We start from the raw sequence: 17,258 nt of genomic DNA on the forward strand, positions 1-17,258 counted from the left end.
AGTGTGGGCCGGAACCCGAAACTGGATTGGCGGCGTCGAAACTGCAGGTACTCCGATCTCCCTCATATTAGGCGTCACCGGCGGGCAGGCGATACACCCGTCGTGCGGTTTCGCCGAAGAAGAGTGCTTGTTCTGTCGAGGGCAAGTCGCCGAGTGCTGCCTGGACGGTGGACACCATGGTTTCGGTATCCCACAGCAGGTGGTCGATCGGGTAGTGAGAGGCGAACATGCATCGCCCGGCGCCGAAGATGCTGAGGGCCGCCCGGACCCACCGACCGATCGCTTCCAGAGATGTTCCGAAAATGAGGGCGATTCCCTGCAACTTGAGGACGACGTTCGGGAACTGACTCACCGCCGTGAGGCGTTCCTCCCAACGGGTGAAGCCCTCGGCAGTGAGATCGACCGGCCAACCGGCCGCCTCCAATACAAACGTGGTGTCGGGAAACGCGGCGATGAGTTCGTGTGTGGCGGGTAGCTGCTCGTCGTAGACGAGCAGATCCCACACCAGCCCCGCATCGGCGACCTGCTCGAATCCACGCAGCCAGGCCGGGTCTGACAGGTAGTCGCCGCGCGCACCCAGGCGCTTGATCGGGTCGGCCGCCCAGTACAGCGGCTGACGCACCGCCCGGACCACCGGGAGATCCCGGTATCGCGCGAGAACGCCTGTCAGATCGCCTGAATCGAGCTGCACGGCCGCGATGAAGGCGTTCGGAACACCGACACGGTCGGCGCAATGCTGAACCCAGACGGCCTCCGCGATTCCGTCTGCAGCACCGAATTCGCACGCGACCGAGGCCGTGACGGGCGTTCCCTCGACCTGGGCCCGATAGTCGTGCGGCAGGTACCGGTGCGCAGCGTCGTAGTAGTTCGGCAGCAAGGCGGTGAGCGGGGGTGGGCGACTGTCGATCCACGGGTACGCGAGGTCGGGCAGGTTGATGAAATGATGATGAGCATCGACAATGTCCACCTCACACAGCCTATTTCAGTTGTCGACGGGGGATCGGGCAATTGGTCGAGCGCGGCTCCTGTGGTCGCGTGGATCGTTAAGGTGTCGACATGGAACGCCGGATCGACGAAGCCCTGGTCCATTACGTCGAGCACGGCACCGGCGTGCCGCTCGTGGCTCTGCACGGCGCCGGCGTCGATCATCGTGAGATCGAGGCCGCGATCGAGGCCGTCGTTCCCGGCACGGGATATCGGCGGATCTATCCGGACCTGCCGGGGATGGGCCTCTCGACAACTGACGGCCTGACCTGCAACGACGATGTGGTGACGCTGCTCGGCGACTTCATCCACAGCCTGGGTGCGGGCCCGGTGTTGCTGGTCGGACATTCCTACGGCGCCTATCTGGCACGCGGGGTGGCCGCACAGCGACCGGACACGGTGCGCGGCCTGGCATTGTTGTGTCCGGTCACCGAGCGGTCGCGACACGTGCCCGATCACACCGTGGTTCGCCAGGACTCCGATGCCTACGACGAACTCGAACACGTGCAGAGGGCGGGATTCGACGAGTATTTCGTCGTGCGCACGCCGGCCACCGCTCGCCGCTACCGCGACCATGTTCTGCCGGGTACGACGCTCGTCGACGAGGATGCCCTCGGGCGCATCTTCGCAGGGTGGACGGTCGACGTCGGGTCGAGCGCGTTCTCGGGGCCGACGTTGATCGTGGCGGGCCGCCGCGATTCGGTCGTCGGGTACACGGACGCGGCCGAACTGCTCGAGCGCTACCCGCACGCCACCCTGGCCGTCGTCGAGGACGTCGGTCATGCACTCATGCACGAGCGGCCGGAACTACTTGCCGCACTGTTCGGCGACTGGTTGGATCGGCTGACGCGCTCGGCCGACCGTTCTAGGGGGACGTTTCCGTCCAGGTGACCGGCAGTTCGTGGACACCGTAGATGTTCATGTCGGTCCTGAGTTTCACGTCGCCGGCGGGGATGGCGAGCCTCAGGGTCGGGAAGCGGCGCAGCAGTCCCTCGAATCCGGCACGCATCTCGAGACGGGCCAGTTGCTGGCCCAGGCACAGATGGACGCCGTGGCCCAGGGACAGGTGACCGCGGGCCTTGCGGCGGATGTCGAGGGTGTCGGGGTTGTCGAAGCGCTGCGGGTCGCGGTTCGCGGCCAGCAACGAGACGACCACCGTCGATCCCTCGCGGATCGTTTCACCGCCGAGTTCGATGTCCTCGGTGGCGTAGCGGTAGAAGATGTCGGCGACGGACAGGTAGCGCAGGAGTTCCTCGACGGCGTCGGGGAGTAGGTCCGGGTCGGCGCGCAGTTCCGCCAGCTGCTCGGGTTTCTCCAGCAGCGCGAAGGTGCCCAGCGCGAGCATGTTGGCGGTGGTCTCGTGGCCGGCGAGCAGCAGGAGGAAGGCGGCACCGGTCAGCTCCTCGATGGTGAGGTCGTCGTCGCGGGCCAGATCGGACAGGATGTCGTCGCCGGGGGCGGCGCGCTTGTGCGTGACCAGTTCGGCCAGGTATGTGCTCAGTGCGCCGTACGCGGCCATCTTCTCGTCGAGCGGCTGGTCCTTGATCAGGAACTTGGCGGAGTTGACCTGGAAATTGTCCCGGTCCGCGTAGGGGACACCGAGCAGTTCGCAGATCACCAGCGAGGGCACCGGCAGCGCGAACTCCTTGACCAGGTCGACCGGCGGGGTCAGGCGCGCCATCTCGTCCAGTTGCCGCTCGGCCAGGTCGATGATGTGGTCTTCGAGCTGCTTCATGCGTTTGACGGTGAAGGCGCCGGTGAGTGTGCGCCGCAGCCGGGTGTGGTCCGGCGGGTCCATGGCGATGAACAGTCCCGGCACCTGCGGCGACGGCTCGGTGGCGACGGGGATGCCGGGCGTCTCGTACGGCACGTGGAGAATGCCGATGTCCTGGCGTGAGCTGAACCGGGTGTCGGCCATGAGCCGGCGGACCGCGTCGTAGCCGGTGACGAGCCAGCCCTCGTGACCGTCGGGGAAGACCATGGGACTGACGGGACGAGTCTCACGCAGCCGGGTGATCTGCTGGGGCGGGTCGAAGGGGCCCGCATCGCGCTCCATCGGGAGGCCGTACGGGATGGCGACCGTTCTACTCATCGGATTTCCTTTCGTGACGGTTGGTCTGTCGACGGCGGTGTTGCAGACCGGTTTGGCTCGGGGCCGTGCCGCTACCGCGAGTACTCGCGGTTGAAGAGCTTTTTCGACCAGAGGTATCCGCCGAGGGTGATGAGGGCGCACCAGCCGAGCGCGATCCATGCGTTGTTCCCGATCGGGGTCCCCATCAGCAGGCCGCGCAGGGTTTCGATGATCGGGGTGAACGGCTGGTACTCGGCGAACCAGCGCAGCCCGGCAGGCATCGAGTCGGTGGGGACGAACCCGCTGCCGAGGAAGGGCAGCAGAACCAGCGGCATACCCACATTGCTTGCGGCCTCGACGGTCTTGCTCACCTGGCCGAGCGCGACGGAGAGCCAGACGAGCGCGAACGTCACCACCACCAGGAAGCCGACGGTGGCCAGCCACGCACCCACCCCGGCGGTGGGCCGGAAGCCGACCAGCAGTGCCACGCCGATCACGATCGCGACGCTGACCGTCGCCTGGATCACGCTGCCCAGCACGTGTCCGGTCAGCACCGAGACGCGGGCGATGTGCATGGTGCGGAACCGGGCGATGATCCCCTCGGTCATGTCCATCGCGACCGAGATCGCTGTCCCTTGCACCGCGGCCGTCACGGTCATCAGGATGATCGCGGGCACAACGTAGTTGACGTACTCGGCGCGCCCGCCGGACACCCCGCCCAGCCCTGCGCCCAACGTCCCGCCGAACACGTAGACGAACAGCAGCAGGAAGACGACCGGCATTCCGACGAGAGTCACGGTCATCGACGGGTACCGCAGCATGTGATTGAGGTTGCGGCGCAGCATCGTTGCCGAGTCGCGCAGCGGGTGGAACCGGAGGTCCGCCGGGGCCGGCCCGGCGAGAGTGGGGGCGGGGGCGCTCATGAGGTCACCTTCTCGTTGTGGGGGTTGCCGGTGAGGGCGAGGAAGACGTCGTCGAGATCGGGGGTGTGCACGGACAGCTCGTCGACCTCGATGGCCTCGTCGTCGAGCCGGTCGATCAGGGTCTTGAGCGAGCGGAGGCCGCCGTCGCTGGGCACGCGGAGGGCGAGCGCGTCGGGGTCGCGCGAGACCTGGTCGAGGACGCGCTCGGCCGCTTCGAGGCCGCGTGGGTCGGCGAACTGCAGGCGGACGTGGCTCCCGGGGATGCGGCGCTTGAGCTCGTCCGCGGTTCCCTCGGCGACCAGGCGGCCGTGGTCGAGGACCGCGATCCGGTCGGACAGTTCGTCGGCTTCCTCCAGGTACTGGGTGGTCAGGAAGATGGTGACGCCGGTGGCCACCAGGTCCCGGACGATCTGCCACATGGCCCGGCGGCTGCGTGGGTCCAGGCCGGTGGTCGGCTCGTCGAGGAAGATCACGCGCGGGCTGCCGACCAGGGTCATCGCGAGGTCGAGCCGCCGCCGCATGCCTCCGGAGTAGGTCGAGACCGGCTTCGAGGCCGCATCGACCAGGTCGAACTGTTCGAGCAGCTGGGCGGCGCGCCGCCGGCCGTCGCTGCGGGCGAGGTGGTGCAGATCCGCCATCAGCAGCAGGTTCTCCTTGCCGGTGAGCAGGTTGTCCACCGCCGAGAACTGGCCGGTGACACCGATCGCGGCGCGCACCGCGTCGGATTCGCGGGTGAGGTCGTAGCCGGCGACCCGGGCGTCACCGGCATCGGCGCTGATCAAGGTGGACAGGATGTTGACCGTGGTGGTCTTCCCGGCGCCGTTCGCGCCGAGCAGGGAGAAGACCGTTCCCTGCGGGACGGTCAGGTCGATGCCGTCGAGCACGACGTGGTCGCCGAACGACTTGCGTAACCCGGTCACCGCGATGGCCGGCTGAGATTGCCTGGTGGTCATGGTTTCCCTTTCTCGAGGTCCAGAAGTGGATCAGGAACGGCGGATCGTGATGCCGCCGAACGAGGTGTGCGCGCGGACCTCGACGGTCTCGTCGGACGCCTCGGGCCGGGTGGTGTTGTCCAGCAGGTTGCGTACCTGCCCGAACTTGGTGTTCACCTCGAGCCAGGCGGCGGTGCCCTCGGCGATGCCGATCTCCAGGTCGCCCATCGCGGTCCCGAGTTCGACCGAACCGCGGGCCACCTCGCCGAGGCGAATGCTGCCGTTGGACGTCTTCGCCTCCACGCCCGCACCGGCGCGGTCTACGGAGATGTCGCCGTTCGCCGAGCGCACGTGGACGTCGCCGGTGACCGCGGCGATCGTGGTGTCACCGTTGGAGTTCTTGACGATTGCGGAGCCTTCGATCTCGCCGATGCGGACCTTCCCGGAGCCGGTGCGGATTTCGGCGTTGCCCGCGACGCCGTCCGCGGTGACGTGACCGGCCGCGGTGTCCACACGCAACGGACCGGTCTGCTCGAGCCGGACGTTTCCGGTGGAAGTCTTGAACCGGCACTGCCCGAGCCGGCCCGTGCCGCTGACGTCTCCGACCTGCACCTCGCCGGAAACCTGCGAACCGCTGGGCAGGTCGATGGACACCTCCACCGACCTGGATTTGCGGGAGAAGTCGAGAGCGCGCGCTTTCGGCCCCACGACCTGGAGCACGCCGTTCGCGTAGTCGACGCGGACCCGCTGGGCGGCTTGCACATCCGACTCATCGGATGCGTCGCTCGGGCGCACGTCGACGGTGGTGTCGGTGCGGTCGCTCGCGGTGATCCGCACATTGCCGACACCGAGTTCGAGCGTGACGGAAATCGGTTCGGGTGTATCGAAATTGGGCATAGCTGTCCCCTCGAGATGAGTAGGTGACACATCCCCGCAGGTCGGGGACGTGGTGTGGTGGTGGCGGTGTGGCTAGCGCACCCAGCCGGTGAGGCTCTGCTTGGTCTGTTTGCCGCGCTGCTGGGCGTGCTGGACGCGGTCCGGTTGCTGCAGCGCGGACGAAGCCGCGCGGACCAGCCAGGCGTTGACCGAGCGCCCCTCCTTGGCTGCGGCTTCCTCGACCGCGGCCTTGAGCTGTTCGGGGAGGCGCACGTTGATCCGCGCGGTCGGGCCGTCCTCGGCGATCGGTGTGCCGCCGTCGGCCGGTGCCGCATCGTTCTCGGCCGCTTCCTCGATCGGCTCGGCGGGCCGTGCGGTCACGACGAAGTTCGGGTCGCGTCCGCGCAGGCGCAGCTCCACCGATCCCGGGGCCAGATCTTGGGTGATCTCGTCCGTGGCAGCGGACAGCGCGTCCAGCAGCGTCATCCGGATCGCCGATTCGAGCGACCCGGTCAGGCGCTCGACCAACGCACGGGATTCGTCACCGCCGGCTTCGGCGAGGGTGGCGAATTCACGTCCGAGGTTGCTCACATACGGTGTCAAATCCATGGTGCCATCGTGGCACACGTATGGCACCAGCACAAGGGATTGATGGCTCAATAGTGGTGCCATGTGGCACCACTTGGCGCAGCTCGGATGAAAGTGCTGGTTATTGCCCCTCGACCAGTCGATCAGATAATGGCCGGAACGTCCCTGGGCGGCGACAGTCTGCACTTAGGATCCAAGTGAGCAGCGACTTCCACTCGACCTCTGCGTACGAAGGGATCGACCCCATGAGCTTGTCGACTCGTAGCCGGCTGCGTCGAACGGCCGCCGCACTCAGCATCGTTCTTGCTTTCGCCACCGTTTCTTGCGGATCGGACGATCGCACCGGCGAACAGCAATCAGCGGAGCACGGTCCCGACGTCGCGCATACGGATGATCCCAGCGCCGACAAGATCGTCAATATCGTTCGCGACAAGCTGACGGAACTCGATCTCACCGGCGCCGTATTCGGCGTGTGGCGCGGCGACGAGGAGATCGCCGCCGGGGCGGTGGGGGAGTCTCCGCTCGGCGTTCCCGCGACGCGTGACATGCAATTGCGAGTCGGCCAGCCGATGGAACCGATGCTGTCGACAGTTCTGCTGCAGCTGGCCGAGGCCGGAACGCTGAGCCTGGACGAGCCGATCGCCAAGTGGGTGCCCGACTTTCCGCGAGCCGACAAGATCACCCCGCGGATGCTCGCCAACAGCACCACCGGCATTTCGGACTACGTGACGAACCCCGATTTCCTGAAGATCTTCTACGCCAATCCAATCAAGGGCTTCACGTCTCAGGAGATCTTCGATTTGGCCAACGCCCGCCCGCCGCTGTTCGAACCGGGAACCAGCTTTGCCTACGCGCACAGCGACCTGTGCCTGCTCGGCGTCGTACTCGAGAAGGCGACGGGAAAGCCCCTGGGCGATCTGCTGAAGGAGCGGATCTTCACGCCGCTGGGGATGGACGCGAGCAGCGTGATGCTGACACCTCAGATGAGTGAACCGATCCTGCACGGCTATACGAACGAACGTGGCGTCTTCGAGGACTCCACGTTCTGGAATCCCACGGCGTTCCTCAACAGCGGCAACACGAATTCGACGGTGGCCGAAGTCGCGCGGTGGGTTCGTGCGCTCGGCACCGGCGAACTCCTGTCCGACACGGCGTTCACGGAGATGATGGCGGACAAGACCGCCGGGCTGGGCCCGCTGACTGCCGACAAGTACTTCGCCTTCGGAACCGTTCACCTGGGCAGTTGGCTGCTCATGAACCCGGCATTCGGGGGGTACAACGGCATCGCCCTCTACGAAACGGAGTCGAAGACCACGATCGTCGTATACGCCACGCTCGGACCGACGGCCAACGCCAACACCAATAACGCTGTGCCGATCGGCAAGGATATCGGTGCCCTCCTCTTCCCCGACAACCCGCCGAAGGTGCCCTGATCGAACCGGCACCGGCTTGGTCGCCGGACCGCCACATGCATGGTGTCGACGAGGTCGGCGTCCAGGAACTGCCGGATCGTGGTGGCCCCGCCGCGAGCGGACGTCCTTGCCCTAGGACGTATCCCGCGCCTGATCGACGACCGTTGCAGGATCGGCGTCGACGAAGTGGAACGTGGTGTCGCCGAGGGTGAACGACGGACGGGTGTGGTGGGTCAGCACGAACACCGGAGTGTGGAACGGAGGCTCGTCACCCCACCAGCCGCGCCAGTCGTGGTCGTGCCAGGGACCGCGCTGCGGGCCGAATTTGTCGCTGCCCATGAACTCGGCGCCGATGTTGCGGGTGAAGTCCCGCGTGAAGTAGTCGTCGAGGCCGCGGCTTCCGCCGGGGTCGGTTCGCATGGGCCAGCTCGCCGTGGCACCGGCCCAGGCGAACATTTTCCCAGGGTCGGTGTCTCCTCCTGCGCTCTCGATGACCGGTGAGATCCGTTGTCGCTGGCGCTAACCGGCATCCTGTTGAGCGGCGAGTTGAACCCTGATCCGCGACGTCGCATCGATCAACGATTCATTGTTGACGGCGGCCGCGGCGTCGGCGTCACCCTTGCGGGCGGCCTCGACGAGACGTTCCTGGTACCTCCACAACGAGTCGTCTCCCGCCGTGTCTAGGGTGCCCTGCGCGCCGACGATCTTGTAGGCGCGGCAGTGCTGCCACAGGGAACGGATGGAATCGACGAGCACGGGGTTCGCTGCCGCCTCGTAGAGAATGGTCAACAGTGCCTCGTCGTGATCGAGAAGCGCCACCACCCGCCGTTCGGCGATGGCGGCCCGCATGAGTTCGTACTCGGTCTGCATCCGGTCGACGTCGGCGGGGCCGATCTGCTGGGCGCCCAATCGTGCGTCCTCCACCTCGAGCAACCGGCGGACGTCGTAGACATGCACCAGCTCGGCCAGGGGCAGGCCTTTCACGACCGCGCCCTTGTGGGGGACACGCTCGGCCAGACCGGCTTCCTCGAGCCGTCGGATCGTCTCGTAGACCTGGTCGGTCAACAGGGACGTTTCGGCTCGCTCGTCATGACCACAGCTCAAATATAAACCGCACGAGGGGCGCAGCCGTGTGCCAGGACGACCTGCGCGAGTCTGCGAGCCGCGGTCCACACCGATGCCCGCGACACACCGTCAGCCTGAGTTGGTCGTGCGTCCAGAGCGTTTACGCTCGTCAGAGGTGCTCGGGGCGGAGTGACGGACGGCGGGTGGGCTGTGAAACACAGGGCGCGTAGATCAATTCTGGCGGTGGTGACGGCGGCGGCCGCGGTACTGACACCGATCGCGGCGGCGGCTCCGGCGACAGCCGATCCGCTCGGTTTCACGAAGACCACGCTCCATTTCCAGGTTCTCGTCGGACCGAACCGCGACGAGCCGTGCGACGTGATCGGCGACGTGTACAAGCCCGATTCGGCGTCGGCGTCGAATCGGGTGCCCGCCGTCCTCACCACCAACGGCTTCGGCGGTTCCAAGAATGACCAGGCCGGTATCGCCTCGTTCCTCGCGTCCCGCGGTTACGCGGTGCTCGCGTACTCCGGGCTGGGCTTCGGCGGTTCAGGCTGCAAGATCCACATGGACAATCCCGAGTACGACGGGCGAGCGGCGAGTGAACTGGTGAGCTTCCTCGGTGGACGCGACCGGATGGCGTTCGTCGATCCCGCGCACACCGTTCCCGTCCCCGGTCTCGACTACGTGGTGCAGGACGCGACCGCGCACCACGGCCTCGCCGAGGCGCACGATCCGCGGGTCGGCATGGTCGGCGGCTCCTACGGTGGGGCCGTGCAGTTCGCCGCGGCCTCGGTGGACCCCCGGATCGACACGATCATCCCGATGATCACCTGGAACGACCTCAGCTACTCGCTCGCGCCCAACGGCACCGACCAGATCACCGGGGTCAGCACGTCGATTCCCGGGGCGTCGAAGGTGGTGTGGTCGCTCATGTTCGGGGCCATCGGCGCGACCAACCCCCGGGCGGAGGGCTACGCGCAGGACCCCGCGCGGGCCTTCGGTTGCCCCAATTTCGCCGACCCCGCGTGCCCCGCACTGGCGCAGTCCGCGGTGCAGGGCTACCCGGACCCAGGGTCCCTCGAGTTCCTGCGCCGGTCGTCCGTGGTGTCGTACGCGGACCGGGTGAAGATCCCGGTGTTGATCATGCAGGGACAGCAGGACACCCTGTTCGACCTCAACGAATCGACGGCCACGTTCGAGACCCTGCAGGCGCAGGGCAACGACGTGAAGATGATCTGGCACAGCTGGGGTCATTCCGATCTCACTCCCGCCGAGGGGGAGATCAGCATGAAGGATCCGAACCCCGACACCCAGTACGAGACGGGCCGGATGGTCGACTGGTTCGACCACTATCTGAAGGACAGCGAGGTCGACACCGGGCCGGTGTTCAGCTACTTCCGCAACTGGGTCGACTACACCGGCAACGCCGCACCCGCGTACGCCGAATCCTCGGATGTCTCGGTGGGCCAGGACTATTCGCTCTACCTCTCCGGCGACGGCGCACTCACCGACCGCCTCGACGGCATCGTTCCCGGTGCACAGACGCTGAACACACTGCCGGTCGGCCTCCCCACCGACCGGGAAGCGCCGGACACCCGGCCGGAGAATCAGGTCCCGCAGGGCGTGGTCCCCGGCACCCAGGCCGAATGGTCGTCCGTCATCCTCGGCGCCCCGGTGGACGTGGTCGGAGCCCCGACGCTCGACGTCCGCGTCACGGCCGCACCCGCGGTCGCCGGTGTCGAGGATTCGGTCGTGGTCTTCGCGAAGCTGTACGACGTGGCTCCCGACGGCACGGAAACGCTTATCAACGGACAGGTCGCGCCGGTGCGCATCGTGGCACCCGGTGAGCCCGTCCGCGTCACGATGCCGGCCATCGTCCACCGCTTCGATGAGGGCCACCGCGTACGCCTCGTGGTATCCGGGGGAGACCCGAGCTTCCGTGGAAGTCTCGTGCCGCACCAGGTCACCATCGCCTCGGGTGATCCGGGTCAGGCGCTGATGCTGCCCGTGACAGGCTGAGGTCGGGCCCCGTCCGGACGCGAGTCGTCACGAACGAGTGATTGACATCACACGAGGAGCGGGCTCACACTGGAACCCTCAATTGAACCCGATGTCAAGATCAATTGCGTCGGCTGGTGGAGAGGAACCGCAGGTGACCAAGCTCGGAGGAGTGTGCGACAAGCGCTTCACGGCGTTGCAGGAGGCCCTGAAGGACAACCTCGACTCCGGTGAGGAACTCGGCGCGTCGATCGTCGTGACCCTCGACGGAGATCCGGTGGTCGACATGTGGGGCGGATGGTCCGACACCGATCACGCCACCGAATGGGAGCGCGACACCATCACCAACGTGTGGTCGTGCACCAAGACGGTCACCGCGCTCGCCGCACTGATGCTCGTCGATCGCGGACTGCTGGATGTCTACGCGCCCGTCGCGAAGTATTGGCCGGAATTCGCCGCGGCAGGCAAGGAACGCGTCGAGGTCCGCCATCTCCTCTCGCACACGTCGGGTGTCTCGGGATGGGATCAGCCGATCACGGTCGAGGACACGTTCGACCTCGCCGGGTCGACGAAACGACTTGCCGCCCAGGCGCCGTGGTGGGAGCCGGGCACGGCGTCCGGATATCACGCGCTGAACTACGGCCATTTGATCGGCGAGGTCGTCCGCCGAATCGACGGGCGCACGCTCGGCCGTTTCGTCGCGGAGGAGATCGCCGGACCGCTGGGTGCCGACTTCCACATCGGACTGGACCCGTCGGAGTTCGGCCGGGTGTCGAACGTGGTCCCGCCGCCTCCGCTGCCGATCGACCTGGCCTCCCTCGACCCCGCCAGTGTCATCGTCAGGACGTTCACCGGCCCCGGACCGGACGCGTCCGCGTCGTGGTCCGACGAGTGGCGCAAGGCGGAGAACGGTGCGGCCGGTGGCCAAGGCAACGCCCGGTCGCTCGCCCGGATCCAGTCCGTCGTGGCCTGCGGGGGCGAGCTCGACGGCGTCCGTCTGCTGTCGCCGGACACCATCTCCCTGATCTTCGACGAGCAGTCGAACGGTGTGGATCTGGCTCTGGGGCAACCGATTCGATTCGGCATCGGTTACGGACTGCCGACGCCCGTGTCCGTGCCGTTCGTCCCCGAGGGCCGCATCTGTTTCTGGGGTGGCTGGGGCGGCTCGCAGGTCGTCGTCGACACCGAACGACGGATGACCATGACGTACGTGATGAACAAGATGGGTCCGGGACTTCTCGGCTCCGACCGGACCGCCCAATATGCAACGGCGACGTTCGATGCGCTGAGGTGACGCGCCCGCCCGGGGCGTGATCAGGACGCCAGCCCCTTGTCCTCCAGCCATTCCCGGGCGATGTCGCCCATGTCCTCGAGGTCGGCCACCCGCTGGTTCATCTCGATGAGATCCTCGGTCGTCAATGCGGCCGACACGTCGGCCAGGACGCCGCGGACGTCGTCGCCTGCCTTGTTCTCGTTGATGATCGGGGTGATGTTCTCCGCCAGGAACAGGTGCTTGGTGTCCTCGAGTGCCACGAGGTTCTCCGAACGCATCGCCGGGTCGGTGCTGAACACGTCCGCCACTTCGATCTGACCGCTCAGCAGAGCGTTGAGCGTCAGGGGACCGCCCGCGTCCAGTGCCAGGAACTCCTTGAACGTCAGGCCGTACTTGTCCTGCAGGCCTGCGACGCCGTTCTCCCGGGTCTTCCACTCGGGCGGGCCGCCGAGGGTCAGTTCGTCGGCGTGGGGCACGAGGTCCTCGATCGCTTCGAGCGAGTACTCGTCCGCGGTCTCCTGCCGCACCGCGAGAACGTCCTTGTCCTCGGCAGGGGACGGTTCCAGTGCGACGAGCCCGGCGGGCAGCTTGGCCTTGATCTCCGCGGTCACCTCGTCCGAGGCGGTCGCGGTGGTGGCGCTGTCGAGGTACTGGAGCAACGCACCCGAGTATTCGGGCAGCAGGTCGATGGAGCCGTCCCGGATGGCCGGGACGTACACCTCCCGGCTCCCGATGTTGAGCTTCTCGGTGACGTCGATGCCTTTCGCGCGCAGCGCCTCCGCGTAGATCGTCGCGATCAGCTGGCTTTCGGGGAAGTCCGCGGAGCCGACGACGATGGCGCCGTCACTGCTTCCGCCGTCGTCGGACGCCAACGGGTCCTTGCCGATCCCGCATGCCGTCAACGACATCAGGGTGGCGCCGGTCAGCGCGACGATCAATGCCTTCTTCATGATGATGTCCTTCAGATCAGCGAGGGCTCGGGAGCGGATGTGGGTCGGGCCGCGACTGCGGTGTCGTCGGAACCGGATCGCTTCGTCGCGCCGCTCCGGACGCGTCGTGTCAGACCGGGTGAGACGACCCGAACCGTGAGGAATCCGATCGCCAGGTCGAATGCGAGCGCGAGGAGCGACACGAGGACCGCTCCGGCGGCCATCTGCGCGTAGTCGCTCTGCGCCTTGCCGTCGATGAGGAGACGTCCCAGTCCGCCCAGCGAGATGTAGGCGGCGACGGTCGCGGTCGAGACGATCTGCAGCACGGCGCTGCGCACACCTGACAGCATCAGCGGCAGCGCGCACGGCATCTCCACCTCGGTGAGGATCCGCATCGACCGGAACCCCATGCCCCTCGCAGCGTCCACGGCGGCCGGGTCGACCGAGCGAATGCCCGCGTACGTGTTGGTGAGAATCGGCGGGATGGCCAACAAGACCAGCACGACCAGGCTCGGAATCAGATAGGCCAGCTTGGTCGAGAACGACGGCGCGATGACGAGCACCAGCAGGATCAGCAAGCCGATGGTGGGAAGGGCGCGCAGCGAGTTGGCCAGGCCCGCGACGACGACCGCGCCGCGACCGGTGTGCCCGATGTACAGACCGAGCGGAACCGCGATCAGCGCCGCCGCGAACAGGGCGAGGAACGTGTACATCAGGTGCTGGAGGAAGAGAGCGGGAATGCCTTCGGGCCCGGTCCAATGAGCACCGTCGAGCAGAAAGTCGATCATGACGCGACCACCTTCGGGGTCCACGGTGTGAGTAACCGATTGGCGAGCACGATGAGCAGGTCGAGAACAAGCGCCAGCAGCAGGCACAGCGCGATACCGGTGATGATGGGTGTGTAGAAACGCAACTGGAAGCCCTGGGTGAACAGTGACCCGATCTGCGGGATCCCGAGCAGCGCGGCGAGAGAAACGAGGCTGACGTTCGACACGACCGCGACGCGCAGTCCGGCGCAGATGACGGGAACGCCCACCGGCAGCTGGACTTTCAGCAGAGTCTGGTAGGGCCGGTAGCCCATCGCCGTGGCGGCGAGCACCGTCTCCTGCGGCACCGAATCCAGGGCGTCGGCGATGACGCGGACGAGCAGGGCGACGGTGTAGATCGTCAGCGCGACGACGATGTTCATCGGATCGAGGATCTTCGTTCCGAGGATCGGCGGGAGCAGGACGAACAGCGCCAGCGACGGGATCGTGTAGAGCAGGCCGGCTGTCCCCACCACATAGGGGTTGATCCGGCGACTGCGATGCGCCAGCCAGCCGATCGGCAACGCGACGATCACGCCGACGACGAGCGGCACGAGCGAGAGCAGGATGTGCCAGCCGACCAGTTCGGCGATGCGATCGGACTGGCGGCTGAGCCATTCGATGTTCATCGGGCCATCGCCTCCGCGGCCACGAGATCCGCCGACTCGATCGCCGCCACCGCCGCGTGTGCCGTCACGGTTCCCACGAGCACACCGTCGCCGTCGACGACGACACCGCGTTTGCTGGGTGCGGACAGGGCGGCGTCGAGCAGGGCCCGCATCGTCCCGTGCGCATCGGCGACCGTGCCACTGAGATTCACGTCGTCGGGGCGAATGCGGTCGACGACCTTCGCCGGTTGCACCCAGCCGATCGGCTTGTTCGCGGGGTCGACGACGAGCAACCAGTCGTCCGTGGTCCGCGTGCGGGCGTCGGATGACGAATCACCCAGACGAGCAACGGGTTCGGCGACCGTCTCCACGCGGCCGTCGAGGTTCGAGAAACCCAGCGAACGGTAGCCGCGGTCGCGTCCGACGAAGTCGGCGACGAACTCGTCGGCGGGTTCGGTCAACAACTCCAGTGGCGTCGCCGACTGGGCCAGGATCCCGCCGGTTCGCAACACGACGACCTGGTCGCCGAGCTTGAGTGCCTCGTCGATGTCGTGCGTGACGATGATGATCGTCTTGCCGATGTCCTTCTGCAGTCTCAGGAATTCGTCCTGGAGCTGGCTCCGGACCACCGGGTCGACAGCGCTGAAGGGTTCGTCCATCAGCATGAAGGCCGGGTCCGCGGCGAGGGCGCGCGCGACGCCCACTCGCTGCTGCTGGCCGCCCGAGAGCTGCCAGGGATACCGGTCCGCGAAGTTCGCCGCGAGACCGACCGTCTCGAGCAGCTCCATCGCCCGGGTTCGGGCCTCCTTCTTCGTCTTTCCCAGCAATTTCGGCATCGTCGCGACGTTGTCCACGATGGTGCGGTGCGGGAACAGTCCGGCATGCTGGATGACGTACCCGATCCGCCTGCGCAACAGCGCGGGATCCATGTCCGCCGTGGATTCGCCGTCGAGGGAGATGGTTCCGGAGGTCGGTTCGATCAGTCTGTTGATCATGCGAAGCGACGTAGTCTTGCCGCATCCCGACGGCCCGACGAGTGCTGTGATCTTCCCGCTCGGGCACTCGAGGTCCAGTTCGTTCACCGCTGTCGTGCCGTCCGGGTACGCCTTGGTGACTTTGTCGAATGTGATCATTCGCGTGCTACTTTCGTGTAATCCGAGTGGTGACACACTCGGAAGTTCGGTCTCGTGGGATTGCTTTACCGAGTAACGTCTTTCTCCGGATTCGGCATCTGTTCCAGAAACTTCACCGCTGCTTTCAGGTCGTCGCTCAGAGGACGGTCGGTCGTCCGCGGGTCCAGGCACCTGCGCGCTCGGTCCAGGTACGCGCCGAGTTCGGTTGTGGTGTCGAGTTCGTGGTTCTGCTGGCCGAGGGCGCGTACCGCCGAGATCAGTTCGCACGCGAGCACGATGCGGGACTGGGCGAGGATGTCGGTGAGCTGGGTGGCGGCCTGCGACGCGAAGCTCGCGTGGTCCTCGGTTCCGCGGGAGATCACGGTGTGTCCGAGAGAGCCCGGCGCCGCGGCCATCCGGATCTCGGCGATGGCCGCGGACGTCGTGTACTCCAGCAGCATGGTGCCGCTGCTGCCGGCCGGACCGTCGGCCAGGAACGGCCGGAGTCCGGTGACCACCGGATCCGAGAGATTGGCAAGCCTGCACTGCGACAACAGCGCTGCGCTCGACAGCGCGAGTTTCGCCTCGTCCACGGCGAGGGCGATCGGCATTCCGTGGAAGTTCCCGTTGTGGAACACGGCGTCGTCCTCGACGGAGATGAGGGGGTTCTCGGAGGACGAGTTCATCTCGATCGCGAGTGTGCCTCGCAACCGCTGCAGCGCCTGCCATGTCGCCCCGAGGATCTGCGGCAGGGCGCGGAACCCGTAGGAATCCTGCACGCGGGCAGCCTGTACACGGTGGCCCGCGAGGAGTTCCCGGACCCGGCCGGCCACCTCCTCCTGACCGAGGTGCCTGCGGGCAGCCTGCACCCGGGCCGCGAACGGCTCGACGGAACTGCGCGTCGCCAACAGCGACAGCACGCCGACGATCAGCGAGTGCTCCAGCCAGTTCGCCACGCTGTCGGTGGCCGACGCCGCGAGCGCGACCGTCATCGCGTTGGTCGAGATCAGCGGGAGTGCGTCACCCTGGTGTGCGGTCCACCGGGTGACGAACCGACCGTCGCGCAGCGGTGCCTCGCCCATCAACCCGAGCGCGATCTCGGAGAATGCGCTGAGGTCGCCGGTGCCTATCGCCCCGCGAGCGTGCACGGTGGGCTGTTCGTCCGCCGCGACGGCAGCGATCAGCGCGGTCACGATGTCGGGGTGCAGACCGGATCCGCCGTTGAGAATCTGATTGACGCGAATGATCATGGCGGCTCGGACGACGTGATCCGGCAGTGAGGGGCCCGAGCCGGTGGCGTGGCTGCGGAGAAGTCGAAGGTCCTGGTCGACGCCGTCGGAGACGGAGGTGTCCCGGTTGCCCCCGACGCCCGTGGTGCGTCCGTAGATGGGCTGCCGTTCGGCGATGCGCACGGCTGTCTGCCACGAACGGCGTGTGTGGTCGAGCGCTGCGGGGTCGGGCTCGATCACGATGGGCTCCCGGGCGAGCGCCGTGAGTTGGTCGACGGTGAGCTGGGCGCCGTCGAGCACCACAGGATGGGGCGGGTGCGGTTCCTCGGTCGAGCTGGAATCTCTCCGGGTCATCAGAACTCCGTGATCGATGTGGTGTGCCTCACTCTTCGAGATGTATAGTCCTGTATATACCGCGACGTGTCAACCGTCAGTTTCCCGCCATGACC

General features: G+C 66.8%; 16 protein-coding genes and 1 pseudogene. 4 read left to right on the forward strand and 13 right to left on the reverse strand.

Annotation, left to right across the window (positions count from 1 at the left end; genetic code table 11):
* Window positions 1-67: 67 nt before the first annotated feature.
* On the reverse strand, window positions 68-976 hold the full coding sequence (locus GO592_RS01445) for an amidohydrolase family protein (RefSeq protein ID WP_039953115.1): 909 nt from the start codon (window positions 974-976) through the stop codon (window positions 68-70).
* A gap of 80 nt (window positions 977-1,056) precedes the next feature.
* On the opposite strand from GO592_RS01445, the gene GO592_RS01450 reads away from it, so the two are divergent.
* The gene (locus GO592_RS01450) at window positions 1,057-1,875 is read left to right on the forward strand and encodes an alpha/beta fold hydrolase (RefSeq protein WP_007301560.1); all 819 of its coding nucleotides are present in this window, start codon (window positions 1,057-1,059) and stop codon (window positions 1,873-1,875) included.
* Here GO592_RS01450 and GO592_RS01455 read toward each other — a convergent pair.
* From GO592_RS01455 to GO592_RS01475, 5 genes are all read right to left on the reverse strand, one after another.
* Window positions 1,850-3,076 carry a cytochrome P450 gene (locus GO592_RS01455; RefSeq protein ID WP_007301559.1) on the reverse strand — a complete coding sequence of 409 codons (1,227 nt, stop codon included), beginning with the start codon at window positions 3,074-3,076 and terminating at the stop codon, window positions 1,850-1,852. The two genes, GO592_RS01450 and GO592_RS01455, sit on opposite strands and share 26 nt — an antisense overlap.
* Before the next feature lie 71 nt (window positions 3,077-3,147).
* A complete protein-coding gene (locus GO592_RS01460; RefSeq protein WP_007301558.1) occupies window positions 3,148-3,978 on the reverse strand; it encodes an ABC transporter permease in 831 nt (276 codons plus the stop codon).
* Window positions 3,975-4,931: a daunorubicin resistance protein DrrA family ABC transporter ATP-binding protein gene (locus GO592_RS01465; RefSeq protein ID WP_007301557.1), complete on the reverse strand. Its 957-nt coding sequence runs from the start codon at window positions 4,929-4,931 to the stop codon at window positions 3,975-3,977. Before GO592_RS01465 ends, GO592_RS01460 begins: the two co-directional genes overlap by 4 nt.
* Window positions 4,932-4,961: 30 nt before the next feature.
* Complete coding sequence (locus tag GO592_RS01470; protein WP_007301556.1) at window positions 4,962-5,807, reverse strand: DUF4097 family beta strand repeat-containing protein; 846 nt, start codon at window positions 5,805-5,807, stop codon at window positions 4,962-4,964.
* A 72-nt stretch (window positions 5,808-5,879) separates the two neighbouring features.
* The gene (locus GO592_RS01475; RefSeq protein ID WP_007301555.1) at window positions 5,880-6,395 is read right to left on the reverse strand and encodes a YlcI/YnfO family protein; all 516 of its coding nucleotides are present in this window, start codon (window positions 6,393-6,395) and stop codon (window positions 5,880-5,882) included.
* Window positions 6,396-6,619: 224 nt separating this feature from the next.
* Between GO592_RS01475 and GO592_RS01480 the strand changes: the two genes are divergently transcribed.
* Window positions 6,620-7,807, forward strand: a complete 1,188-nt coding sequence (locus GO592_RS01480) for a serine hydrolase domain-containing protein (protein WP_039953150.1) — start codon at window positions 6,620-6,622, stop codon at window positions 7,805-7,807.
* 26 nt (window positions 7,808-7,833) lie between these two features.
* Here the strand turns inward: GO592_RS01480 and GO592_RS01485 are convergent.
* Window positions 7,834-8,254, reverse strand: a pseudogene (locus GO592_RS01485) (dihydrofolate reductase family protein); the annotation flags it as partial.
* Between the two features lie 51 nt (window positions 8,255-8,305).
* A complete protein-coding gene (locus GO592_RS01490; protein ID WP_007301552.1) occupies window positions 8,306-8,851 on the reverse strand; it encodes a GntR family transcriptional regulator in 546 nt (181 codons plus the stop codon).
* A 243-nt stretch (window positions 8,852-9,094) separates the two neighbouring features.
* On the opposite strand from GO592_RS01490, the gene GO592_RS01495 reads away from it, so the two are divergent.
* Window positions 9,095-10,873, forward strand: coding sequence for a CocE/NonD family hydrolase (locus GO592_RS01495; RefSeq protein WP_007301551.1), 1,779 nt, complete (start codon window positions 9,095-9,097; stop codon window positions 10,871-10,873).
* A gap of 133 nt (window positions 10,874-11,006) precedes the next feature.
* On the forward strand, window positions 11,007-12,146 hold the full coding sequence (locus tag GO592_RS01500) for an EstA family serine hydrolase (RefSeq protein ID WP_007301550.1): 1,140 nt from the start codon (window positions 11,007-11,009) through the stop codon (window positions 12,144-12,146).
* 20 nt (window positions 12,147-12,166) lie between these two features.
* On the opposite strand, the gene GO592_RS01505 is transcribed toward GO592_RS01500, so the two are convergent.
* The 5 genes from GO592_RS01505 to GO592_RS01525 form a co-directional block, all read right to left on the reverse strand.
* On the reverse strand, window positions 12,167-13,075 hold the full coding sequence (locus GO592_RS01505) for an ABC transporter substrate-binding protein (RefSeq protein ID WP_007301549.1): 909 nt from the start codon (window positions 13,073-13,075) through the stop codon (window positions 12,167-12,169).
* A gap of 11 nt (window positions 13,076-13,086) precedes the next feature.
* Window positions 13,087-13,842: an ABC transporter permease gene (locus tag GO592_RS01510; RefSeq protein ID WP_007301548.1), complete on the reverse strand. Its 756-nt coding sequence runs from the start codon at window positions 13,840-13,842 to the stop codon at window positions 13,087-13,089.
* Window positions 13,839-14,489 carry an ABC transporter permease gene (locus GO592_RS01515; RefSeq protein ID WP_007301547.1) on the reverse strand — a complete coding sequence of 217 codons (651 nt, stop codon included), beginning with the start codon at window positions 14,487-14,489 and terminating at the stop codon, window positions 13,839-13,841. The genes GO592_RS01510 and GO592_RS01515 overlap by 4 nt, the downstream gene beginning before the upstream one ends.
* Entirely contained in the window at window positions 14,486-15,601 is a 1,116-nt protein-coding gene (locus GO592_RS01520; protein ID WP_005571860.1) for an ABC transporter ATP-binding protein, read from the reverse strand. The genes GO592_RS01515 and GO592_RS01520 overlap by 4 nt, the downstream gene beginning before the upstream one ends.
* Window positions 15,602-15,666: 65 nt before the next feature.
* Window positions 15,667-17,163, reverse strand: coding sequence for an aromatic amino acid ammonia-lyase (locus GO592_RS01525; protein WP_039953111.1), 1,497 nt, complete (start codon window positions 17,161-17,163; stop codon window positions 15,667-15,669).
* Window positions 17,164-17,258: the final 95 nt, after the last annotated feature.

It is taken from the genome of Rhodococcus sp. 21391 (assembly GCF_016772255.1).
GTDB lineage: Bacteria > Actinomycetota > Actinomycetes > Mycobacteriales > Mycobacteriaceae > Rhodococcus_F > Rhodococcus_F opacus.